This is a genomic window from Nostoc sp. DedQUE12b (assembly GCF_034530835.1).
Lineage (GTDB): Bacteria > Cyanobacteriota > Cyanobacteriia > Cyanobacteriales > Nostocaceae > Nostoc.
In genome coordinates, this window is record NZ_JAVRCI010000048.1 from 18280 (window position 1) to 40934 (window position 22655).

Here is a 22655-nt window from a genome sequence, read left to right on the forward strand (position 1 = left end):
ATGTATATTGTTGTCAGCTACGACATTCCAGAAGATAAACGTCGTACTAAAATCCATTCTGTTCTCAAATCCTACGGACAATGGATGCAACTGAGTGTGTTTGAGTGCGATATCACTCTGACTCAGTATGCTAAAGTGCGATCGCGTTTAGCTAAATTGATTAAACCCGACACAGACAGCGTTCGCTTTTATTTTCTCTGTGGCTGTTGTCAGCGAAAAGTCGAACGCATTGGCAAAGAACAGCCACGAGACGAAACAATTTTTTTTGCTGAGTCTCCTTCTAGCTAGGTTCCTGCATCTCAAATGCGCAAAAGGGTAGGTGTAGAAATTTCACAGCCATAAAAAAGTACTTCTATCCCAAATCCAGTAAGGCTTTCAAGCCATTCTTTGCCTAATCCTCATCCGCGCAATCTCTGAAATGCTTATCAAAGTAAGATTCCAGCCTTTAAATTTTCCTGGCACTCTTTCCAAACGAATTCTCTAATGCTATGATTGCTCTGGAATCGCGCAACCGCACCTTGAAAACTAAATACAGCTTGACTTTCAGGCTCCCGCTATTGCAATTTATCAAAATCCCTATTAGGGATTGAAACATCAACCCGATGAACCCAGGTAACTTTTCTTCTATCCATTGCAATTTATCAAAATCCCTATTAGGGATTGAAACATATTGCTTCTGTGATAGAGCTAAATCAAATGAGATTGCAATTTATTAAATGCAATTTATCAAAATCCCTATTAGGGATTAAACATTTACTTATAGGTGTTCCTTATTTACTGAACACCTGAAGAATTTAGTTAAGCTTCAGCAATATCTTTGTTAAACCATCGCCTAACTTTTCAATAGATTCTTGCTGTTTCGGATCTTTTAACGTGCCATCAGCATTAAAGGCTTCATAAGCTTTGGTTACTGCTATTTGATCGGGTAGTACCAAAACTTTGATGTTTCCCAAAATAGACCGCAGGTGAACCAAACCCCGCAAACCACCAAGAGCGCCTGGGGAAGCACTCATAATAGTAGCAACCTTACCTGCAAAAGCAGCCAACGGTGCTTCATTTGGGGCTGGACGGGATGCCCAGTCAATGGCGTTCTTTAAAACTGCTGTAAGTGAACTGTTATATTCCGGCGAAGCAATCAGCAATCCTTGATGAGAAATTAGCAAATCCTTAAAAGTGCGGGCGTTGACTGGGAGTCCTTCTTGAGCTTCCAAGTCTTCATCATACAGAGGTAAAGGCAAATCGCGGAGGTCTATATAAGTCACTTCTGCGCCTGCTGCCTTAGCGCCAGCCGCCGCAATTTTTACCAATTTTTTGTTGTAAGAATCTATCCGGGTGCTGCCGGCAAAGGCGAGGATTTTCGGTGTAGATGCCATAATTATAGGTTGAATGGGAAGAATTAACCTGTTCAGCTGCATTATCCTGTTTTCAGGCGATCGCTGTTTGCTACCCTTAGATTTTCTTTACAAACTTTCTCTTATGGCGAATTGGTCAGACTCTTATCTCGGTAAGTTACGACAAATTGTAGGCGATCGCTTACTTCTATTATTTGGCGCACGTGTGATTATAGAGGATAATTTGGGGCGCGTTTTGTTGCAAAAGCGGAGTGATTTCAAACTTTGGGGGCTACCTGGTGGCTGTCCAGAAGTAGGTGACTCTGCCGAAGAATGTTCAGCACGAGAAGTTTTTGAAGAAACTGGTTTAACAGTTAAGCGTTTTGAAGCTGTGGGGTTTTCTTCTAATCCAGCCTTTGAAACTGTAACTTATCCCAACGGCGATCGCGTCCAAAATTTCATTTTAATTTTGCGAGCCGTTGAATGGTCAGGCAGTCTCGCTTTTAGATGGAGAATCGCTGGCGCTGGAATTTTTTGATTTAGCTGACTTACCTACGTTAATGCCAAACGATCGCCCTGTTTTAGAAAAGTTTCAAGAATATAAAGAAAGCGGCAAATTCCTGATGTTCTAAAGCATTTTTTCTAAGAATTGCTTGGCGCGATCGCATTGAGGATTTTGGAAAAACTCGCTAGGAGTAGTATCTTCTGCTAAAATTCCCCGATCGAGGAACATAATTCGATTGGCAACTTCTTTGGCAAAGCCCATTTCATGAGTAACAATCGCCATTGTCATTCCAGATAGCGCTAAACCTTTCATCACTTCCAGCACATCTTTGACCATTTCGGGATCTAATGCAGAGGTGGGTTCATCAAATAAAATCATCTCTGGTTCCATTGCTAATGCACGGGCGATCGCTACTCGCTGTTTCTGTCCCCCAGATAATTTGGATGGATACACAGACACTTTTGACTCTAAACCTACCTTCTTCAGCAATTCTAAACCATGTTCTGCTGCTTTTTGCTTGTTTACTCCTTTTACCTTGATGGGCGCGTAGGTGACATTTTCCAGCACATTCATGTGGGGAAACAAATTAAAATGTTGAAATACCATTACCAAATGCTGACGTACTTTAGCAATGTTTGTTTTAGGCTTAGTGATTTCTTGATCGTGAAAGTAGATTCTGCCTCTGGTGGGTTGTTCTAACAAGTTTATGCATCGCAGAAAGGTAGACTTACCTGAACCAGAAGGGCCTAATATGGCAACCACTTCCCCTTGGTAAAACTCAGTGGAAATATCTTTGAGTACGTCGAGTTTGCCAAAGGATTTACATAAGAATTCCGTGCGAATGACTACATTACTCACTTTCCCGTAACCTCCTCTCTAAAGCGGATGCACCCAAGGTCATACCCATTACCAAAACATAGTAGATTAATCCTGCAAATAGCAGTGGTTCAAAATAAATATATTTGTTTGCACCAACAATTTGGGCGCTGCGTAATATTTCCACCACCCCAATGGTTGACACCAGCGCGGAATCTTTAAGCAATCCGATAGTTTCATTTACTAATGCTGGGAGAATGTTCTTCAATGCTTGCGGCAAAATCACATCCCACATCATCAACCAATAGGGAACACCCATAGACATCGCCGCTTCACTTTGCCCTTTATCTACCGCTTGAATCCCACCTCTGATAGTTTCCGACATATAAGCGCCAGAATTCAAGGTAAAAGTTAGCACCCCAGCCTCCAATGCGGAAATGTCATAGCCTGTAAGCTGGGGTGTTGCGTAGTAAACTAATGCCAACTGTAATAACAAAGGTGTACCTCGAAAAACAGAGGTGTAGGCATTCGCAACCCAGGTAAGCGGCTTGATGCCGAGAATTTTTAACAGAGACAAGATTGTTCCCCAGATTAACCCCAAAGTTACAGATAATAGGGTAAACAACAAAGTTAACGGGATTCCCCGCAGAATAAAGGGAATGTCAGGAAGAATTCTGGTGAAGTCGAGATTCAATCCGCCTTTGGTAGGAGTTGAAGATGCAGAGTTGGCGGCGGTATTCTGTGAAAACCACTTGGTTACTAGTTTAGCCAATGTGCCATCATCCTTCATTTGTTGAAGGACTTTGTTAAACGGTTCTACAAAAGAAGAACCTTTAGGAAAAGCGATCGCCGATCCACTTGCCTCTTCTGAGGGAATTGTATTAAATTCTAAATCTGGGTTAGCTTGGGCAAATCCTTTAGCGACGGTATCTTCAACAATAGCAGCATCAATTCGCCCAGATTTGATTTCCTGAACTACTTCCGGCACTTTATTGAGTTGCTTTAGCTGAATACCCGCAACTTTTTTCGCAATTTTTTGGGCATTTTGTTCTTGTATCGTTCCTAGTTGCACCCCAACTTTTTTCTGTGATAAGTCTTGGGGTTGCTTCAGATTGCTACCTTTAGGAGCGACAATTGTATCTTTAGCTTCGTAATAAATAATTGAAAAGTCAATATTTTTCTGACGTTCTGGAGTCGGAGTCATCCCAGCCATGACAAAATCAGCGCGATTTGCTTGGAGTGCAGGAATTAACCCATTAAAATCAGATTCCATTATTTGAAGTTTAAACCCTAGTTTTTCAGCCAGGGTTTTGGCAATATCTATATCAAAGCCAACAATTTGGCGATTGCCTCCTTTCGTATCATAAAACTCATAAGGAGGATAATCTGGGGAAGTAATCATCGTTAGCGTGTCTTTCCCTAAAGGTGAAGCAGCTTTTAGAGAATTACTATGTCCTGTGATGATGCTGATTCCTACTGCTGCTACAACCAGTATTGTTAATAGCCATCCTTTTTTTTTCTTCATAAAATATTCTGCACTTAAACTGCTACATCAATCGAGCAAATAATACCTGTGATATCATGTCCGCTGAATGGCTATGGTGTACACACAAATTTTCTAAATATTTCCCCACTTCTTGCTCTGCAATGCCATTGCATCGACTTGTTATATCATGTCCGCTTGATTGCTTATTAAACCCGAAGAACCCCACCCCGCCAAAGCTGTGCTTTGTCTCCCCTCCCCGCTTTTCGGGAGGGGTTGGGGGTGGGGTTCTTTTATTATGGGTAATTTGGCGGACATGATATTATGCCAATGCATCGGCTTGTTATGCCAATGCATCGGCTTGTTATGCCATTGCATCGGCTTGTTATGCCATTGCATCGGTTTGTTATGCCATTGCATCGACTTGTTATGCCAATGCATCGGCTTGTTATGCCAATGCATCGGCTTGTTATGCCAATGCATCGACTTGCAAGCCTTAATTAATGCATAGTAAAGTCTCTGCTTAGGGAACTCTAATAAATAAATTATTCAATCTTGTGGGGTGGGCAACATGAGCGCCCAATTCACAGGACAGGCAAGATGCCCATCCCACAAGAAATATTGTGATATTTTATTACTTGGAAGTCCCTTAATCCCATGAAAACTTTGGGACTGTCAAATTCTGACTTTAGTCGCCTCCAGCAACTTAACGCTGGCATAAATCGCATCAATATAAGGTGTAGGAATTTGAGTAAGTTTTCCCAATTCTGCAACTGCGCCAATGATCGCATCTATCTCCGTAGCGCGTCCGGCTTCGATATCTTGTAGCATTGAGGTTTTATGGGCACCAACGTTTTCTGCGCCATTAATTCGCTGTTCTAAAGTGATACCAAACTTTATACCCAAGTTTTCGGCGATCGCTTGAGTTTCACTCATCATTTGTCGCGCTAGTTCGCGGGTGAGGGGATAGCGGCAAATATCCTCTAAAGTCGCGCCAGTTAAGGCACTGATCGGATTAAATGCCACATTTCCCCACAACTTGATCCAAATTTCTGTGCGAATTTGATTGCGGATTGGGGCTTTGAATCCTGCTTGTTTTAAAGTTTGTGCTAATAATTGGATGCGTTCGGTTTTAGTGCCGTCGATTTCACCCAGAGTAAAGCGATCGCCTTCAATATGTTTAATTACACCCGGTTCAACTATCTCAGTTGCTGGGTAAACCACACAACCAATTGCACGTTCAGCACCGATACTAGCTTCAATAATCCCATCTGGATCAACAGATTGAATTCGCGTACCTTCATACTCACCGCCATACTTGCAAAAGTACCACCAAGGAACGCCATTTTGGGCTGTTACCACCATTGTATGAGGATGGTAGAGTGCAGGGAGAAAAGGTGCGATCGCGGGCACACTATGAGCTTTCACAGTTAAAATTACTATATCTTGTGACCCCGCTTCTTGAATATCGCTAGTTGCCAAAGCCGGAGTAGCAATTTGGCTGGAACCGTTTGCCATGAGTAACTTCAGCCCCTTTTTTTGAATTGCCTCCAAATGAAAACCACGCGCAATCAACGTCACCTCTTCACCTGCAAGTGCCAGTTTTGCCCCTAAATATCCACCAATCGCACCTGCGCCAACAATACAGATTTTCATTTTGTCAAAATAACATGAGTCGTAGAAGACGGTATCCAATTAAGTTCCCAATAGTGAATTCTCCAGCTGAGAGTGGGAAGATTCACAACTACTACTCATAACTCATAACTCATAACTCATAACTCATAACTCATTACTCATTACTCCTAAAGCTTTGCATCGCTTCTAATAAGTCTTGATAAACAGATTTTGAAGCAGCTACGATCAATCCAGGCATACTATAGTTTTGACAAGTATGCAGTGGCGGTAAAGTCGAACCGTCCAGAGTAGTTACGATCCAGCCAGCCTCTTTTGCAATAAAAGCAAGTGCAGCACTATCAAGAAACTTGCCCGACTTGATGACTGCTCCACTCAAGTCGCCACTGAGAATACCATTAAGATTGGGAATTTGAATATCACTAGAGTAATCATTTGCTATATCGATTACTTTATATTTATCTTTTAGTAAATGTGCGCTCGCATTCATTCCCCATCCCAATAAAATAGAAGGTTTAGCGGATGTTATATCTAATGGGGCACAGGCTTCTAATTTCATCTCCAGCGTGCCTTTAAAAGCACCTTCACCTCTAAGGGCGTAAAAATAAATGTTTTGGGCAGGAGAAATGGCAATTACTGCTTCAAAGTCATCCGCATTTAGAATACTGAGAATAATTTGGTAATTAGAATGTCCATCCATATAAAACTTCGTACCATCAATCGGATCAAGTGTTACTAAGTAATCACCTTCTGAACCGAGTTCGATAGCGCGAAAATATTTGGTATTATTAGAACTTTCATATTCTTCACCATAAAAGCGAATATCTGGAAAAGTTCCTAGTAATACTACTTCTACTAAATTTTGAATAGCCACATCTGCGTCAGTAAGGGCGGCACTAAAAAAGTTGTTTCCTTGTTCTTTGGCGGGAAGTGCAGCAATTTTTGGTTGAAGAAAATGGGCATAGGCTGCTGCTACTTTGAGATGGGGGAGTAAAGTCTCTAAAATTAGTCGAGTAGTTGGTTTTGTGGACATTGGCAGCAAACTCCTTTTAGAAATAATCTACCGTCAGTTGAGCGATAGAATTCTATATCTAGACAAAATTACGGTATCATTTGGATGCAATGATACCACCGTTGCTATATTAGTTTAATCTGTATGTCTCCAAGAGCCTATAGAGAGATCGCAAGTTTTCTCATGAATTTAAGGGTTTAAAACCGAACGTCAACACTTAGTAGAGCATTTCATTAATTCATAGCGAATTAAATTTGGCAATACCCTACAATGTTAATGCGTCGGCTTGCATTAAAAACGCTACGCTTTTACGCAAAACTATACTTAGTTAAAGTTACCCTACAAAAAGCAAGCTACAATCGGGCTTTAAATTCCCATCTGCAACTCTCTTTTCTACAAGATGCTACGCGTAGCTTGCTTCTTTGTAAGGGTATAATTTTGAATTATTATTAAATCAGTGAACAGTGAACAGTGAACAGTGAACAGTGAACAGTGAACAGTGAACAGTTATCATAGTTTCAGTCGGAGATTTGACCCCGACTGAAACACGCCATTTTTAGAAATGGGGGACTCTAACTCCCAACGGAAAAATTAACTGATAACTGATAACTGATAACTGATAACTGTTGATGGTTTTAGGAAACTTTTTCGAGCTTCTTCTGAGTAAATTTGGATAAATTGTGGCGTTTGAGTAATGAAGGTGCGCCAACAAAAGTACCAAGAAAGAGCAGGCTAAGGATAGAAGTGGGTTCAGAAACAGTGACTATAGTTGCAGAAAAACTAATAGGTAACTCACTATCTTCCAATCCTAAATTTTCAAAACCTGGTATGATTGGCGGCGCAGAAAATACCTCTAAATAACCTGGTGTCGGCAAAAAACTCGCAAAAAATGGACTAGAATAGTTTCCTCCCGAAGTGGAATATCCAAAACCATCACCTGTTAACTGCTGAGTATTAAGACTAATTAAATTATCAACATTAAAAGGTTCGTTTCCTGGGATTGGAGTCCCGGCGGGTTGCAAACCAGTAATTGTTTCACCATTTCGCGTACCAGTAATTCCAGTAATCAAGTAAGAACCCAAATCGTTAGGGGTGTCATTAGTAGTGAAAGTACCATTTGCCACAATGCCAGTACCAGAATAATTCCAATTCCAACTTAAAGCAGAAGCTGCTGGCATTGTCCCAAAAACTAATCCAGATGTGGTGGCGAGGGCTATGGCAGATAGAGCTAGATTTTTCATGAAAGTCGTTACTGCGATCGTTCCCGTGTATTATACGGAAATTAGGAAAGATCGTATTATCAATCTTGGCTATTTACTTAGCAGCGATGCCTACGGCGGGCTACGCCTACGCATAACCATACCAAAGCAGCATCAACATTACTAACCTGCTCCCCTGGCGGTATCGCTGGACGATTTACCATCACAACCTTCACGCCTAGTTCTCGCGCGGCAATAATCTTGGGCTTTGTGGCATCGCCACCGCTATTTTTACTGACGATGGTATCAATGTTATTCTCAATCAGAATTTGTCTCTCATTATTGAGGGTAAAAGGCCCGCGATCGCACAATACCATCCCCGGCGGTACTAAAGCATCTTCGCTAGGAGGGTCAATCATCCGCATCAAAAACCAAATTTTCTCCAAATGAGCAAAAGCGGCCAGTTCTTGCCTACCAACTGTCAAAAATACTCGCTGTGCCTGATTTTGCAGGGTTGTTGCTGCGGCTGCAACACTATCAACTTCAATCCAGCGATCGCCACTTTCTTTTTCCCAAGGCGGACGGATTAACATCAGGCGGGGTACTCCAACTTCTGTTGCCGCATCTGCCGCATTGAAAGAAATTTGAGTCGCAAAAGGATGGGTTGCATCAATTAATAAGTCGATTTGCATGACTCGCAGATAGCTAGCCAATCCAGCCACACCACCGAAGCCTCCAACCCGCAAATCGCCCAACGGTACTGACGGTTCACGGGTGCGTCCAGCTAGAGAGGTGATTACTTCTAATCCTTGGATAGCCGTAACTTTGGCAGCTAGTTCTGCTGCATCACTCGTCCCACCCAAAATCAAAACGCGCATCATTTAGATAGATAACGGTGGAATCTTTGCTAAAATCCCCTTTTTCATTGCTTCTGGACGCTCTGACCAAGGCAGTAAACCATCTGCTTTAGCATAGTATTGGCTAGCACATTCCAGTACCGCAGAGGCACTACCATCAACGGCTAAATCACCAAATAAATATGTTAATTTGCCTTTGGCACTAAAGGCGATTACACAAGAACGATTACAAGCACTCATGCATTCAACTTCCTGAATTGGGAATTGTTCTCGTAAATCCCAATCTTGTGCCAGCTGCTGAAGTTGGTGTAAAAGTTTTTCACCACCACTTTCACCTAAGCGTTTTCCATTTTGCCAAACACTGGCACAGGTTTTGCAAACAAATAAAGTATGTTCAGCAACACCCAATGGACTAGTTGGGGAAATATTTGCAGTCGTAGTCATCTGTACCTCGCAGATATGTGAAACTAATAAATCGATTTCGGCGGGCATCCTGACTCACTCAATTTGAGATTTTCGATTTAGTTCTTTAATCTCAAATTGGGTTCACAGTTGCGGGACAGCGCCGGATTTGCACCGAACTTTCCCCGTTACCTCTGGTGGCTGACTCCCACCAGAACCGAATAACCTTATCGATCATACACTAGGGTTATCGGAGAATACGAAACAACAAGCTTTGCGCCAACTATCAAACTGGACGACAACCAGATAAAATACTGTGCATATTCACTACTTGTCCAATAACTGCGATCGCAGGCGCACTAAATCCACTTTCCTCTACCTGTTTGACAATTGTTTCCAATGTTCCAATTAATTCTTCTTGTTCTGGGCGCGTACCCCAGCGCACCAAAGCAATCGGCGTTTCTAAATTAAACCCAGCAGTACTTAATTCTTCCACAATATAAGACAGATTGTGAATTCCCATATAAATTACAATGGTTTCGGAACCGTGAGCGATCGCACTCCAATTCACTTGCGGTCTATACTTACCCGCTGCTTCATGGCCAGTTACAAATGTCACTGACGAACTATATAGCCGATGCGTCAAAGGAATACCTGAGTATGCTGCTGCTGCAATTCCCGAAGTGATACCCGGCACAACTTCCGTTGATATTCCCACTTGAACTAATTCTTCCATCTCTTCGCCACCGCGACCAAAAATAAAGGGATCGCCGCCCTTGAGCCGCACTACAATTGCATGATCCTGTGCTTTTTCAATCAACAATTGAGTTGTTTCTGACTGCAACAACGAATGTCTCCCCGCACGTTTACCAGCATTAATTTGCTCGGCTTGGGGATTAATCATTGCCAGAATTGCCGGACTCACCAAAGCATCATAGATGACTACATCTGCACATTCCAACAAACCTTTCGCTTTCAGGGTAATTAATCCTGGATCTCCTGGCCCCGCACCTACTAAATAAACCTTTCCCAAATACTTGTTCTCCTGTTTTTCTGTGCGGTTCATCTCTGTGTTAAATCCCAAATTAGCTCGGCTAATTCTGCACTTGCTCCCAGTGGCTTGGCCAGTTGGAAATTCACCGCAGAAAATTGTAATTTTAGCTCCTCTATTGAGGTGGCGATCGCATCGGTTATTCCACCAGCGAATAAAAAGTATGGCAAGATTGCAATTTCCCGATAACCAGCAGTTACCAACTCTTTCACCCGTGATTCTAAACTAGGAGGCCCAGCCCAATAAGCAGCTACTGCTCCCAAACTCGCCGCCATTGCTTCCACAGTTTTTTGCGAACCTGGGCGACGGCTACCATGAGCTAAGAGAATCCATGCTTCTGCTTTGATAGCAGCTATTTGCTTTGCCAGCAATTTCTCTAAATTGGGGTGAGAGCCTAAATATGGTTGCAACTCAATGATGATATCTTGACCAACAGCCTGTTGTGCAAGTGCTACTTCGGCAGGAATATCTGTCATCACATGCACTCCCGGCAGTAGAAATAGCGGTACAATTTTCAGGCAATTTTCATTTGGAGACAGTAAGTAATCGCCAAAAGCGCTTTTAGCAAATTGTTGAATCTGCTCGTGTAAAGGCTGAGGACTCATTTCTAAAGCAGCGATGCCAACCAAATGTTCGCTTGACAATTTCTGACATACCAGCCTAGCTAGTTGCTGCATAGCAATTTCTGGGCGGCGATCGCGACTTCCGTGAGATAATAGCAGATAGGCAGATGACATCGGCAAAGCTTGAACTTTCAGTTACTATATCTTACTTAAGATTTAGCCGGGGTTGATAACTACTCTGGTAATTATTGAAACTATTATCAATTACTAAACAGAAGTATTCTTAATCATTTTTACAGCGAAATTCAAGTTGTAAAGTACACAACTACTCGTTTCAAAACTAAGTAGAAAGCCTATTTTTCTTCTGTTAGCGTAGCGAGGCGTAGCCCATTCTGACCCTTCTCCACGAGACGCTCCGCGTAGCTTGCTTCCCCGGAGGGGTACGACAGGCTCAGGGCATCGCTCTTGAATTCTGCTGATATTCTTCTCTTGCTGCTTACCTTATTGTTCTTCAGCAGTGTAAGTATAAAATTGATTAAAAGCTCCTACCGTTTCAAACTTGTATGAAGGTATCCAGGAGTTTATTTTCAAATCCGTATGGTAAACACTAAAAATAACGTAATTTTGTCTTTCTGTAGTTTTGGCAATGATTTCTTGGATTTGCGGGCTAGCCGAGTCAACCAATTTATCGCAATTAAAACGGATTAAATTTTCTATAATGTTAGTAGTTTTTTTACATACATCGGTTTTTAAGTATTTTGTCAGGCGTTGAACTGCATATTCTTCATATTCAGCTTGACCGGGATTGGTTTTCGCCATTGTCACACCCAAGGCGGCGAGGCCTACTGCTGCTCCAGTATACGCGATGATGGTCAATGGTTTCATATTTGCCAAGTAAAATTCATTGTAATTGTTAGATTCCAGAGACTCTAAATCAACTAAGTCCGTTCCTAGAACAAAACTCTTGATCGATTGCTAAATTATTGCTATAATTCAAATTGTTGAATGGCGAGCGTAGCCAAGTGGTTAAGGCAGTGGTTTGTGGTACCACCATTCGTGGGTTCGATTCCCATCGTTCGCCCTACATAATTTCATATTCATAATTTCATATTAATATCTACACTCCTGTAGAAGGTAGGTCAAATGGTGTAAATCCTTGTAATCATAATTTTAACAAGGATAAAGATATACGATCTGTAGCTTTATAGACTTACAGAGTGGCGATCGCAATCCTAAAGCCGTGACCAAGTTCATCCTTGATAGTCTCTGTATTCTCAGATGGACATTAACATCTAAGAAACAACACGGCAAGATCCAGGATTCTGCGATGAACTATGAAGTTTGCTCGGTGCATTCGCTGTGAGTTCCAACTCACCTTTGGCATTTATCAGCCACCCTGTAGCTTCTACAATGGGTTTTGGCGTAGCAGTAGTAGTGTTTGATGGTAACAGGTAGACTCTTGATTCTCAGGAATTGTATTCTCTGGCTCAAATGAACCTATGGTAAGGAACAGAGAACATTTTTACGTCCACTGACTTTCTTTGACCGCAGCCATCGCCTGCGTCTAACTCCCTCATCATAATGATTATCATTACTGAAGAAAAGCAATATTTACTTTACTCAAAGGTATCTCTGATCAGGTTATCGCTGAATTCGGCTCAAATCCTGGCTCGTCAATATTTAGATGCGTTTGCCGTGCTAAGTAGGTTGGCACAATTAAACCGAACTATACAAAGTTTTGTATGGGTAAAGGGTAAAGGTTTTTCCCTTTTACCCTTCTTAATTTAGTTGTGTTTTTTAGCACCTACTTACTTACCCCATCCAGTTGCGCACTTATAAATAAAGTTGATTTACTTGGTAATTGAGTTAATCTCTGCATAATCCACCCTCAGATAGATGAGTGAATTAGAATATCATTTTATTACAAAGATAAGGCATAAATATTGAAAAATTTTTCATGATTTGCTGTCAAACTTATATCATGTTCGACTGATTACTTAAGAATAAAATATCTCTATGTTCATGTTGGGTTTCACTATTGTTAAACACAACATAAATATGGATAAAATATTGGGTTTTGTTTTTCAAAAGTTGCTTGCTTGTCGGGAAACCCCCAGATGTTCGCGGTAGCATTCCTTAAGAGTTGCTGTGCCATTGGTGTACCCTTACAGGGAAGCAAGCTACGTGTAGCGTCTCCCTTTGGGAGAAGAGAAGGTTTTACCCTGCACTATCGCCCTTGCTAGCTCCCCAAAGTACAGATATTATAAACATTCAATTAACCTGATATTAGTTGTATATTAACAGCGCAGATAAAAATGAACTCTGCCAGCACCTATTCAAGGTTGGTTTATGGTAGCAATTTTGAAGATTTATTACTGATTTATTGCTTTTTACGTAATCATACTGTGGCAAGTTGAGGCATTAGAAAGTTCTCTTGTAATTCTCTTAAAAAGAAGTTCAGTACTTAAGTAATTTCAAGTATTTACTAAATAATTTTTATACAGTTTAGAGAAATGGGTTCCCTGAGACTTGCAGTCATTACGTTCGTTTCTAGCCAGTGAAGGATTGCCAGGAATAATCATTGCAGATACTTCGCCAATGTTAATGGACTACTCACGTATCAACTACGAACACAACGGCAAGGCATACTATGATTTACAAGATCAGACCCAAAATACTGGTATTAGCAATTGTTCAAGGGATTGCTTTTCAACCAAATGACGCGCCTGTACCATCTGGGTATATTAAAGATATCGGGCAAGCCTACAATGATAGTAGAGGTTTTGGTTGGGTGCGCGAAGATAGCTTAGGCAATGCTACACACACTCCCCTTGATATCCAACTCAATACACGCGATCGCAACCAAAGTAACATCGATCGGCGACTAAATAGACTGATTCATCTGCAATATCCTCTTAGCAGTTCGGGAACAGGAGTCACGATACCTGCTGCTTGGGAATATGCCCTATCTAATGGTTCCTACAATGTGACTGTTAGTGTCGGTGATGCTACTAATACTGTAAATAGTAAGCACCAGATTAATATAGAAGGGACGGTTGCTATTTCTGGCTTTTTACCAACTGCAACTAAAAAGTTTGCCGCAGTTACTCGAATTGTTAATGTTGCCGACGGCAAGCTCACAATTGATGCTAAAGGTGGTAAGAATACCAAGCTCAACTATATTGCGATCGCACCAGGTAATCGTCCCTCGATCAGAACGACCAATCCCAATGATGGTCAGACAAATGTATCGCCAGATATCTCGATTACAGCAGACCTAAATCTCCCCAATAGTGGTATTGCGGTTAATACTATTTCTGCCTCAACCATCAAGCTGATCGATAGCACTACTAATATACAAGTCAATGCCAATTACAACACTTCCGGTGGTGGAGATGTGATTGTAGTGTCTCCGATAAATCGTCTCAAGAACAATACCAAATATTTGTTACAAATCACCGATGGGGTTAAAGATAGCAATGGTGCTGCATTCTTACCCTATAGGATCAGTTTCACAACAGGCTCCTTTGTGAAACCAGTAAGCAATATTACTTTCGAGCAAATCTCACTAGCTAATGTACCTATCAAACCTTACACCACAGTATTGATTGGGCCTGACAATAAACTCTATGCTGCTACCTTATTAGGTGAGATTTTGCGTTTCCCGATCAATGCTGATGGTACTCTGGGTATGCCACAAACGATTTCCTCATTGCAGACTGCAAATGGTGGTAATCGAACGATCATTGGTATGCACTTCGATCCCTCATCAACAAATGCCAGCAACCTAATTCTCTGGGTAACAAATAACTACTACTGGAATGGAACTGTTGATGCGCCAGAGTGGAGTGGTAAAATTACTCGTTTACGCGGTACTAATCTAGAGACGGTAAAAGACTATGTGGTTGATTTACCGCGATCGAGTCGGGATCATCTAACCAATAGCATTGAGTTTAAGCCCAATGAGCCAAATGTGCTCTATGTGTTGCAGGGTAGTAATAGTAGTACCGGCGCACCAAACACTGCCTGGAGTAATCGTCCTGAGCGGTTGTTAACTGCTGCTGTATTACGAGTAGACCTGTCCAAAATCACCTCACCTCCTTTAAGCGTTAGGACGGAGGATGGAGGTACTTATAACCCCTTTAAAGCGGGCGCACCTATAACTATCTTTGCTAGTGGTATACGTAATGCCTACGATCTGGTTTGGCATACCAATGGTCAGTTGTATGTGCCAACGAATGGTTCAGCGGCTGGTGGCAATACGCCAAATACACCTATTCCCCTACCTCTTGCCTGTCAAAACCGGATTGATAAAGCTACTAATGGAGCATATACTAGTCCATCTGTGCCTGCTCTTAGAAGTCTAGGCACGCAGCGAGACTTTCTGTTTCGCGTTGTTAGAAATGGTTATTATGGCCATCCCAATCCGAAACGTTGTGAGTGGGTGTTGAGTGGAGGAAATCCTACAGTCGGTACAGATCCAGTTCAGATAAGTGAATATCCCGTTGGTACTCTACCTGACCGAAATTGGAAGGGTATTGCCTTCGATTTTGGAGAGCATTTTTCACCTAATGGCATTATTGAATATCGTAGTCATGTTTTAGATGGTCAGCTGCAAGGCAAGCTGCTTGTGATACGCTTCAGTTCAGGGAAAGACATCATTGTGCTAACACCAGGTGGCGCAAAGTTGAATATTATAAATTCCCAAATGGGTATTACTGGTTTCACTGGTTTTAACCCAAGTCCATTGGATTTGGTTGAGAATCCCACGAATGGAAATCTCTACGTGGCGCAACTCAGTCAAGAGACAGGCATGGGCAAAATTACACTTCTGCGTCCACTTAATTAATATCAGTATCGAGCGATCGCAATCAATTCATGCTTGTACTTGGGAAGGGTTTTTACTGAAACGCAAGTATTCATTTTTGCACTTAGTCTCCAACAAGAATTTATCTCATCAGTTAATTTTTCTACTTTTATAGTTCACTCCCAATTACGGTTGCATTCTAATGCAACCGTAAACTTTTTATGTACATTTATCCAAATCATCGGTTACGCAGCATCCAAAATTTTATAACCCGCAACTTGGTTTATTATGTTAATACTTAATATTCAAAACAATTCGGCTACACTAATTTTCTAGGAAAACTTCGCATAATTCAATTGAGTGCAAAAAACAGCCCCAAAATATTAGTTTGCGAATGTACAAAAGCCAGCAGCGGGATTTGAACTCGCGACCTTCCGATTACAAGTCGGATGCACTACCACTGTGCTATGCTGGCAAGTCTGACGATTACTCTTAATTAGCAACCACGATTTATTATTGTACCATAATCCATTTATTTGTCTAGCTATAAATTCTAAAAAATATCTGCTCGATCATAAATTAGGCTAAAAGACCAGAAATTTTAGCAATATTGATGCTTTTGTCGGCTTAAATGATTGTTCTGGCGTTGCTATTGTGGTGAACCAGAAACAATCAGGCATTCTGAATCACTGATAAAGTTGATAAATTAATATTTATAGCAAAAGCTAACTCAAATCCTGGGCTGAACCCAAAAATACCTGGCCAGTTCTAAAACTGTATTTTCTTGACACGGTTGAATAAAGGAACAGAAATATATAATTATTTTTTACAGATTACAAGCATGGCAGCATTGCTCGGACGAGATTTATTAAGTCTAGCGGACATCACTTCTACTGAACTTCAAGAACTCTTGCAATTGGCAACTCAACTTAAATCACAGCAGTTGAAGTTGCAGTGTAATAAAGTTTTGGGGTTGTTGTTCTCCAAAGCTTCAACTCGCACACGGGTAAGTTTTACTGTGGCGATGTATCAACTTGGTGGGCAGGTAATCGATCTCAATCCTAATGTCACTCAAGTTAGTCGCGGGGAACCTTTGCAGGATACGGCGCGGGTGTTAGATCGATATCTGGATATTTTGGCAATTCGTACTTTTGCCCAGCAAGATTTAGAAACTTTTGCTGAATATGCCAAAATTCCAGTGATTAACGCACTTACTGATACAGAACATCCTTGTCAGGTATTAGCGGATTTATTGACGATTCAGGAAACCTTTAACACCCTGGCTGGGTTAACTTTAACCTACGTAGGTGATGGGAATAATATGGCTAATTCTCTGATGTTGGGCTGTGCTTTGGTAGGGATGAATGTTAGAATTGCTACTCCTAGCGGATACGAGCCAGATTCTCAGATTGTAGAACAAGCAAGAGCGATCGCTAATAACAAAACGGAAGTCCTCGTCACTCACGATCCAGAATTAGCAGCCAAGGGTTCTAATGTACTTTACACTGATGTTTGGGCGAGTATGGGGCAAGAAGCCGAAGCAGACAATCGGATGCCAATTTTTCAACCATACCAAATTTCCGAGCAGCTATTAAGCCTTGCTGACCCAGAGGCAATTGTTTTACACTGCTTACCAGCCCATCGTGGTGAAGAAATTACCGAAGCTGTTATTGAAGGTTCTCAATCACGAGTTTGGGAACAGGCAGAAAATCGCCTGCACGCCCAAAAAGCCTTACTTGCTAGTATTTTAGGAGCAGAGTAGGGAATAGGGCACAGGGTATAGGGTATAGTTTTCTTGGTTGTAACCTGTACCCTCTAACCTGTAACCTGTAATATTCTTATTTGTCAAAAGGCAAAAGAGAAGAAAATAATTTTGCTTTTGCCTTTCATATTTTTACTTTTCTCTTGTTATGGGGAGTTTTTTGTAGTACTAATGTTCTAGAGACATTTATCATTACTTCCCGCAAATTTATGGAACGTCTAACAGAAGCTCAACAAGAACTTTACGAATGGTTAGCAGAATACATCAAAACGCACCAGCATTCGCCTTCAATTAGGCAAATGATGCAAGCGATGAACTTGAAGTCACCAGCACCAATTCAAAGCCGTTTAGAGCATTTACGCACTAAAGGATATATTGAATGGACTGAAGGACAAGCGCGAACGATTCGGATTTTGCATCCTGTAAAGCAAGGTGTACCGATTTTGGGCACGATCGCTGCTGGTGGTTTAATAGAACCGTTTACTGATGCTGTAGATCATTTAGACTTTTCTAATTTCGATTTACCTCCCCAAACCTACGCTTTGCGGGTAGCTGGCGATAGCATGATTGAAGATTTAATTACTGATGGCGATGTGGTATTTCTGCGTCCAGTAGCAGAACCAAATCATTTAAAAAATGGTACTATCGTCGCCGCCAGAGTAGATGGATTCGGTACCACATTAAAACGTTTTTATCGCCAAGGCGATCGCGTTACTCTCAAACCAGCAAATTCTAAGTACAATCCCATTGAAGTCATGGCTCAACAAGTGCAGGTGCAAGGTTCTCTCATTGGTGTTTGGCGTGGTTACAACTGAGGAATGGGGAATGGGAAAGATAAGTACCAATGACCAATGACCAATAACTAAATAAATATGTACCTGACGAAAAATTCGGTGCAGCAACTGCCCACTTTCCGGTTAAAATTACCGTTTGCAAGGGAAAGTAAGGGCAGTTATTATACTCCGCAACCATTACCAGGATGCCCAAGAATGCCTGTGTCTCTGCAATTGCGGCAATATCAGCGTCAAGCGATCGCTAGCTGGTTTACCAACAATGGCAGAGGGACGCTGAAAATGGCTACTGGTAGTGGTAAAACTATTACCGCATTAGCGATCGCTTGTGAATTATATCAGCAGATTAATTTACAAGTTCTGGTGGTGGTATGTCCCTACCGCCATCTTGTTACCCAATGGGCGCGAGAATGTGAAAAATTTAATTTGCAACCTATTTTAGCTTTTGAGAATTTACGCACTTGGCAAAGTCAACTTTCTACCCAAATTTATAATCTGCGTTCTGGTTCTCAACGGTTTGTTACTGTGATTACTACGAACTCGACATTAATTGGAGATGGTTTTCAGTCTCAACTCAAATATTTTCCCGCCAAAACTTTAATTATTGGGGATGAGGCGCATAATTTAGGCGCACCCAAGTTAGAAGAAAGTTTACCGCGCAGTGTTGGGTTGAGACTGGCTTTATCTGCCACACCGGAAAGATACTTTGATGATTTTGGTACACAATCTTTATTTGATTATTTTGGCCCAGTTCTCCAGCCAGAATTTACTTTGAGAGATGCGATCGCTCAAGGTGCTTTAGTACATTATCTCTATTATCCAGTGTTGGTAGAGTTAACTGAAGCCGAAAGCATTGCCTATTTAAAGTTAACTAAAAGAATTGGGCGATCGCTACTTTATCGAGATAAAGAAAATGGACAAGCGGGATTTGAAGACAATGAAGATTTAAAGCCGTTATTGATGCAAAGAGCAAGATTAATTGGTGCGGCGGAAAATAAATTAAATGCTTTACGGAATTTAATGGCAACTCGCCGCGAAACTACTCACACTCTTTTTTATTGTAGTGATGGTTCTCAAGATGCGGGACAACGTTCATCACTACGCCAACTTAAAGCTGTTGCTAAAATTCTCGGAGTGGATTTAGGTTACAAGGTAAGCACTTATACGGCTCAAACAACTTTACAAGAACGAGAAATTTTACGACATCAATTTAAAAGTGGTGAGTTGCAGGGTTTAGTTGCAATTCGTTGTTTAGATGAAGGTGTTGATATTCCGGCAATTCAAACTGCGGTGATTTTATCAAGTTCTGGTAATCCTCGCCAGTTTATCCAGCGACGGGGGCGAGTTTTGCGCCCTCATCCAGCTAAAGAACGCGCCACTATATTTGACATGATTGTTTTACCACCAGATTTAGATAGAGAAACTATAGAAGTTGAACGTAATCTATTGAAAAAGGAATTGCGTCGCTTTGTGGAATTTGCTGATTTAGCTGATAACGCTGGTGAAGCAAGAATGAAGTTACTTGATTTACAAAAACGATATGGTTTATTAGATATTTGATGGTGAACTATATAGTTGTATTTTTTTGTAAAATTTTTCGAGTTTTTAAAAAACAAGTATTAAGTATGAAATAATAAAATTATGAATTAGATCATAATGGGATGTAAGTAGCTTTAAAAATTATACTTACATCCCATTATAATATAAATTGTTAATATTAATAATAACAGAAGACAATTCAATAATAAAGTCTTTTTTCAAAAAAAAGTATAAATTTAAAAAAATAGTTTTTACAAAATTAAAGATAACGCTAACAGTGGCTTTACGGAGGTAAATGCAGTACTAGAGAAAGTTAAAATATAGAAAAACTATATTTCCAAACCGAAGATGTCACAAGGTGCGAATATCGATGATGTACAAGAGCCAATAACCAGCGCTCCGCCGGAAATACGGCAAATTATTGAGCGGGTATGGAAGCTAGAAAAAGGCAGGCTAGACAAGAAAAGTAATGGCCCTATTAATGAAGATATTTTGAAAATTATTAAGGAAGAGGTGCGATGAAGCTGACTTCAATCAAGCTATGCAACTTTCGCTCCTTTTATGGTACGACACCAGAGATGCTTCTGGCTGGTGGAGATATTCAGAATACGACGATTATTCATGGCAATAATGGCTCTGGTAAAACCAGTTTATTGAATGCCTTTACGTGGGTATTATATGATAAATTTAGTGCGGCGTTTGCATCAATAGAACAGTTAGTTAATAAGCGTGCGATCGCAGAAGCTCAAAAAGGTCAAGCTGTAGAATGTTGGGTAGAGATTGGCTGGGAACATGAAGGTAAACGATATCGAGTTAAACGCGCCTGTCGGGGTTACAAAAACGAAGATGATTTTGACGCGGGTAAAACTCAATTAACCATGTGGGTTGGTGCGGATGATGGCAAATGGAATATCCCAACTCAGCAACCAGACGATATAATTAATCAAATTTTACCCGCTACTTTACATCAATATTTTTTCTTTGACGGCGAACGAATTGAAGAAATAGTCCGTTCTGACAAAAAAGCTGAAATTGCTGAAGCTACAAAAATTTTCTTGGGTGTGGAAGTAATTAACCGTTCCATCAGACATTTGGGAGATGCTAAAAAAACTCTAGAAAATGAGTTGAAAGCTATTGGTGATTCTGAAATTAAACAACTGTTACGACAGCAAGAAAAAATAGAACGAGAGCGTGAACGCATTACCAAACGGCAAACTGAAATTAAAGAAGAGTTAGAATATCAACAAACTTTTAAAAAAGAGACAAGTAACCGTTTGCGAGAATTGAGTGCTGCTAAGGAATTGCAGGAAAGATGGCAGGATTTAGAATTGCAAAAAGCAACAAATCAAGAAGAATATAAAAAAACTAAGGAAGCCCTGAAAAAAGTTATCTCTGCACGGGGTTACACAGTTTTACTCTCAGAAACTACATCCCAGTTTCGAGGAATTATCCATGATTTGAAGCAGAGAGGCGAATTAACATCAGGAATTTCGCGGGAATTTGTCAATGATTTACTCAACTCTCAACGCTGTATATGTGGCGCAGAATTACACGAGGGTAATCATTCTCATACTCATGTGAGTACTTGGTTAAATAAAGCTGGTTCCTCGGCGGTAGAAGAAACTGCAATTCGGATGATAGCTCAAGTAGATGAAATTGATAAGCAAGCTATAGGTTTTTGGGAAGAAGTTGATAGAGAACAAGCCAGAATTAATCAATTAAGGCAAAGCATATCTCAAATTGAAGGCGATTTAGATAATATTCAAGAACGGTTGCGAAAAGATGCTAATGAAGAAATTAGCAGTTTGCAAAAACGCTTAGATGAAATTGAAAGTAAAATTGATGAGTTAAATCGAGAACAGGGTGCAAATCAGCAGCAAATTGCTCAACTCACAACTGAGATTGAAGGTTTAAATAAACAAATTGCCAAACAAAAGCTGAATGAAGACAAGCAAACTCTAGCACAGCGACGAATTAACGCCACTCAAGATGCAATCGAACGATTAACAGAAGTTAGGAATCGTCAAGAACAACAATTCCGCCTGCAACTAGAAAAGCGAGTGCAAGAGATATTTATGGAGATTTCTGTGACTCCATATATTCCTAAAATTAGCGAAAAATATGAACTGACATTAGTAGAAAATACTACAGGCATAGAAGCACCCGTTGCAGCATCTACGGGAGAGAATCAAATTCTCAGTTTATCCTTTATTGCAAGCATCATTGACAAAGTACGGGAATGGAGTGAGAAGCGGAAAATGATGATGATTCCCGATAGTAGTACTTTCCCAATAGTGATGGATTCACCCTTTGGTAGTTTAGATGAGAATTCACGGCGACACATTGCGAAGACAATTCCCCAATTAGCCAATCAGTTGATAGTTTTAGTTACTAAGACTCAGTGGCGGGGTGAAGTTGAAACGGAAATGACAGACAGAATTGGTAGAGAATATGTGCTTACGTATTATTCTTCTAAGCCAGATTGCGAACAAGATGATATTAAGTTGGGTGGAGAAAAATATCCTTTGGTTAAACAAAGTCCGAACGAGTTTGAGTATACGGAAATTATGGAAGTTGAACGGGATAGATAATTACGCCCCAGCGAATGGAGTTTGCGGCTATACAAAACGTAAACCTAAAGCAGCTACTCTTACAAGAACGTACAAGAACGCTTTCAGCGTTAGCGACGTTCGCGTAGCGTCTCGCAGAGAAGGAGCGTCACCCGCAGGGTAGCCTACGGAGGTGGGTTAAGAGTAAGAGAAAATAACAACAGGCTCAAGCAAATTATTTTAATCCACGCAGGCGGGTAAAGTCTTGTGCAGAGGAGGTTTCTAAGTACCTTTTTAAGCTTAAGTTGATTCTTCTCAAGCATTCACAAAATGCTTTAATAGTTTTAGTTTATACT

At 40.9% G+C, this 22655-nt stretch carries 19 protein-coding genes, 2 tRNA genes and 1 riboswitch; of the genes, 9 read left to right on the forward strand and 12 right to left on the reverse strand.

Annotated features, from left to right (window positions below; genetic code table 11):
* On the forward strand, window positions 1–288 hold the full coding sequence (cas2, locus tag RMY16_RS21685) for a CRISPR-associated endonuclease Cas2 (protein WP_322738113.1): 288 nt from the start codon (window positions 1–3) through the stop codon (window positions 286–288).
* Window positions 289–794: 506 nt separating this feature from the next.
* On the opposite strand, the gene RMY16_RS21690 is transcribed toward cas2, so the two are convergent.
* On the reverse strand, window positions 795–1373 hold the full coding sequence (locus tag RMY16_RS21690) for an NAD(P)H-dependent oxidoreductase (RefSeq protein ID WP_322738114.1): 579 nt from the start codon (window positions 1371–1373) through the stop codon (window positions 795–797).
* Window positions 1374–1386: 13 nt separating this feature from the next.
* Here RMY16_RS21690 and RMY16_RS21695 point away from each other — a divergent pair, with 13 nt between their 5' ends.
* Window positions 1387–1869 (forward strand): NUDIX domain-containing protein, encoded by a 483-nt coding sequence (locus RMY16_RS21695; protein WP_322738115.1) that lies wholly within the window; start codon window positions 1387–1389, stop codon window positions 1867–1869.
* Between the two features lie 90 nt (window positions 1870–1959).
* Here the strand turns inward: RMY16_RS21695 and RMY16_RS21700 are convergent, their stop codons facing one another.
* The 10 genes from RMY16_RS21700 to RMY16_RS21745 all read right to left on the reverse strand — a co-directional run bounded on the left by RMY16_RS21700 (window position 1960) and on the right by RMY16_RS21745 (window position 11736).
* Window positions 1960–2694 (reverse strand): amino acid ABC transporter ATP-binding protein, encoded by a 735-nt coding sequence (locus RMY16_RS21700; protein ID WP_322738116.1) that lies wholly within the window; start codon window positions 2692–2694, stop codon window positions 1960–1962.
* Window positions 2687–4177 carry an ABC transporter permease subunit gene (locus tag RMY16_RS21705; protein WP_322738117.1) on the reverse strand — a complete coding sequence of 497 codons (1491 nt, stop codon included), beginning with the start codon at window positions 4175–4177 and terminating at the stop codon, window positions 2687–2689. The genes RMY16_RS21700 and RMY16_RS21705 overlap by 8 nt, the downstream gene beginning before the upstream one ends.
* Before the next feature lie 633 nt (window positions 4178–4810).
* On the reverse strand, window positions 4811–5791 hold the full coding sequence (locus RMY16_RS21710; RefSeq protein WP_322738118.1) for a 2-dehydropantoate 2-reductase: 981 nt from the start codon (window positions 5789–5791) through the stop codon (window positions 4811–4813).
* Between the two features lie 133 nt (window positions 5792–5924).
* Complete coding sequence (locus RMY16_RS21715; protein WP_322738119.1) at window positions 5925–6800, reverse strand: inositol monophosphatase family protein; 876 nt, start codon at window positions 6798–6800, stop codon at window positions 5925–5927.
* A 614-nt stretch (window positions 6801–7414) separates the two neighbouring features.
* Window positions 7415–8020: a PEP-CTERM sorting domain-containing protein gene (locus tag RMY16_RS21720; protein ID WP_322738120.1), complete on the reverse strand. Its 606-nt coding sequence runs from the start codon at window positions 8018–8020 to the stop codon at window positions 7415–7417.
* A 77-nt stretch (window positions 8021–8097) separates the two neighbouring features.
* Window positions 8098–8856, reverse strand: coding sequence for a cobalt-precorrin-6A reductase (locus RMY16_RS21725; protein ID WP_322738138.1), 759 nt, complete (start codon window positions 8854–8856; stop codon window positions 8098–8100).
* A 3-nt stretch (window positions 8857–8859) separates the two neighbouring features.
* On the reverse strand, window positions 8860–9279 hold the full coding sequence (locus RMY16_RS21730) for a DUF1636 family protein (protein WP_322665327.1): 420 nt from the start codon (window positions 9277–9279) through the stop codon (window positions 8860–8862).
* A gap of 21 nt (window positions 9280–9300) precedes the next feature.
* Window positions 9301–9474: riboswitch (cobalamin riboswitch) on the reverse strand.
* 49 nt (window positions 9475–9523) lie between these two features.
* Entirely contained in the window at window positions 9524–10303 is a 780-nt protein-coding gene (gene cobA / locus RMY16_RS21735) for a uroporphyrinogen-III C-methyltransferase (protein ID WP_322738121.1), read from the reverse strand.
* On the reverse strand, window positions 10300–11025 hold the full coding sequence (locus RMY16_RS21740) for a sirohydrochlorin chelatase (protein ID WP_322738122.1): 726 nt from the start codon (window positions 11023–11025) through the stop codon (window positions 10300–10302). The genes cobA and RMY16_RS21740 overlap by 4 nt, the downstream gene beginning before the upstream one ends.
* Before the next feature lie 327 nt (window positions 11026–11352).
* Window positions 11353–11736 carry a DUF4359 domain-containing protein gene (locus RMY16_RS21745; protein ID WP_322665322.1) on the reverse strand — a complete coding sequence of 128 codons (384 nt, stop codon included), beginning with the start codon at window positions 11734–11736 and terminating at the stop codon, window positions 11353–11355.
* Window positions 11737–11859: 123 nt separating this feature from the next.
* On the opposite strand from RMY16_RS21745, the gene RMY16_RS21750 reads away from it, so the two are divergent.
* Window positions 11860–11932, forward strand: a tRNA-His gene (locus tag RMY16_RS21750).
* 1569 nt (window positions 11933–13501) lie between these two features.
* A complete protein-coding gene (locus RMY16_RS21755; RefSeq protein ID WP_322738123.1) occupies window positions 13502–15700 on the forward strand; it encodes an Ig-like domain-containing protein in 2199 nt (732 codons plus the stop codon).
* Between the two features lie 361 nt (window positions 15701–16061).
* Here the strand turns inward: RMY16_RS21755 and RMY16_RS21760 are convergent.
* Window positions 16062–16133 (reverse strand) — tRNA-Thr (locus tag RMY16_RS21760).
* Window positions 16134–16499: 366 nt separating this feature from the next.
* Between RMY16_RS21760 and argF the strand changes: the two genes are divergently transcribed.
* From argF to RMY16_RS21785, 5 genes are all read left to right on the forward strand, one after another.
* Window positions 16500–17420, forward strand: a complete 921-nt coding sequence (argF, locus tag RMY16_RS21765) for an ornithine carbamoyltransferase (RefSeq protein WP_322738124.1) — start codon at window positions 16500–16502, stop codon at window positions 17418–17420.
* Window positions 17421–17629: 209 nt separating this feature from the next.
* Window positions 17630–18235 (forward strand): transcriptional repressor LexA, encoded by a 606-nt coding sequence (lexA, locus tag RMY16_RS21770; RefSeq protein WP_322665315.1) that lies wholly within the window; start codon window positions 17630–17632, stop codon window positions 18233–18235.
* Between the two features lie 57 nt (window positions 18236–18292).
* Complete coding sequence (locus RMY16_RS21775) at window positions 18293–19771, forward strand: DNA phosphorothioation system restriction enzyme (protein ID WP_322738125.1); 1479 nt, start codon at window positions 18293–18295, stop codon at window positions 19769–19771.
* 327 nt (window positions 19772–20098) lie between these two features.
* The gene (locus RMY16_RS21780; protein WP_322738126.1) at window positions 20099–20272 is read left to right on the forward strand and encodes a hypothetical protein; all 174 of its coding nucleotides are present in this window, start codon (window positions 20099–20101) and stop codon (window positions 20270–20272) included.
* The gene (locus RMY16_RS21785; RefSeq protein WP_322738127.1) at window positions 20269–22341 is read left to right on the forward strand and encodes an AAA family ATPase; all 2073 of its coding nucleotides are present in this window, start codon (window positions 20269–20271) and stop codon (window positions 22339–22341) included. The genes RMY16_RS21780 and RMY16_RS21785 overlap by 4 nt, the downstream gene beginning before the upstream one ends.
* The last annotated feature ends 314 nt before the right edge of the window (window positions 22342–22655 follow it).

Bases quoted from the DNA above. Each gene is read 5' to 3' on its own strand.
- cas2 (WP_322738113.1), top strand. From the start codon at position 1: ATGTATATTGTTGTCAGCTACGACATTCCAGAAGATAAACGTCGTACT.
- RMY16_RS21690 (WP_322738114.1), bottom strand. From the start codon at position 1,373: ATGGCATCTACACCGAAAATCCTCGCCTTTGCCGGCAGCACCCGGATA.
- RMY16_RS21695 (WP_322738115.1), top strand. From the start codon at position 1,387: ATGGGAAGAATTAACCTGTTCAGCTGCATTATCCTGTTTTCAGGCGAT.
- RMY16_RS21705 (WP_322738117.1), bottom strand. From the start codon at position 4,177: ATGAAGAAAAAAAAAGGATGGCTATTAACAATACTGGTTGTAGCAGCA.
- RMY16_RS21710 (WP_322738118.1), bottom strand. From the start codon at position 5,791: ATGAAAATCTGTATTGTTGGCGCAGGTGCGATTGGTGGATATTTAGGG.
- RMY16_RS21715 (WP_322738119.1), bottom strand. From the start codon at position 6,800: ATGTCCACAAAACCAACTACTCGACTAATTTTAGAGACTTTACTCCCC.
- RMY16_RS21720 (WP_322738120.1), bottom strand. From the start codon at position 8,020: ATGAAAAATCTAGCTCTATCTGCCATAGCCCTCGCCACCACATCTGGA.
- RMY16_RS21725 (WP_322738138.1), bottom strand. From the start codon at position 8,856: ATGCGCGTTTTGATTTTGGGTGGGACGAGTGATGCAGCAGAACTAGCT.
- RMY16_RS21730 (WP_322665327.1), bottom strand. From the start codon at position 9,279: ATGACTACGACTGCAAATATTTCCCCAACTAGTCCATTGGGTGTTGCT.
- cobA (WP_322738121.1), bottom strand. From the start codon at position 10,303: ATGAACCGCACAGAAAAACAGGAGAACAAGTATTTGGGAAAGGTTTAT.
- RMY16_RS21740 (WP_322738122.1), bottom strand. From the start codon at position 11,025: ATGTCATCTGCCTATCTGCTATTATCTCACGGAAGTCGCGATCGCCGC.
- RMY16_RS21745 (WP_322665322.1), bottom strand. From the start codon at position 11,736: ATGAAACCATTGACCATCATCGCGTATACTGGAGCAGCAGTAGGCCTC.
- RMY16_RS21755 (WP_322738123.1), top strand. From the start codon at position 13,502: ATGATTTACAAGATCAGACCCAAAATACTGGTATTAGCAATTGTTCAA.
- argF (WP_322738124.1), top strand. From the start codon at position 16,500: ATGGCAGCATTGCTCGGACGAGATTTATTAAGTCTAGCGGACATCACT.
- lexA (WP_322665315.1), top strand. From the start codon at position 17,630: ATGGAACGTCTAACAGAAGCTCAACAAGAACTTTACGAATGGTTAGCA.
- RMY16_RS21775 (WP_322738125.1), top strand. From the start codon at position 18,293: ATGTACCTGACGAAAAATTCGGTGCAGCAACTGCCCACTTTCCGGTTA.
- RMY16_RS21780 (WP_322738126.1), top strand. From the start codon at position 20,099: ATGTCACAAGGTGCGAATATCGATGATGTACAAGAGCCAATAACCAGC.
- RMY16_RS21785 (WP_322738127.1), top strand. From the start codon at position 20,269: ATGAAGCTGACTTCAATCAAGCTATGCAACTTTCGCTCCTTTTATGGT.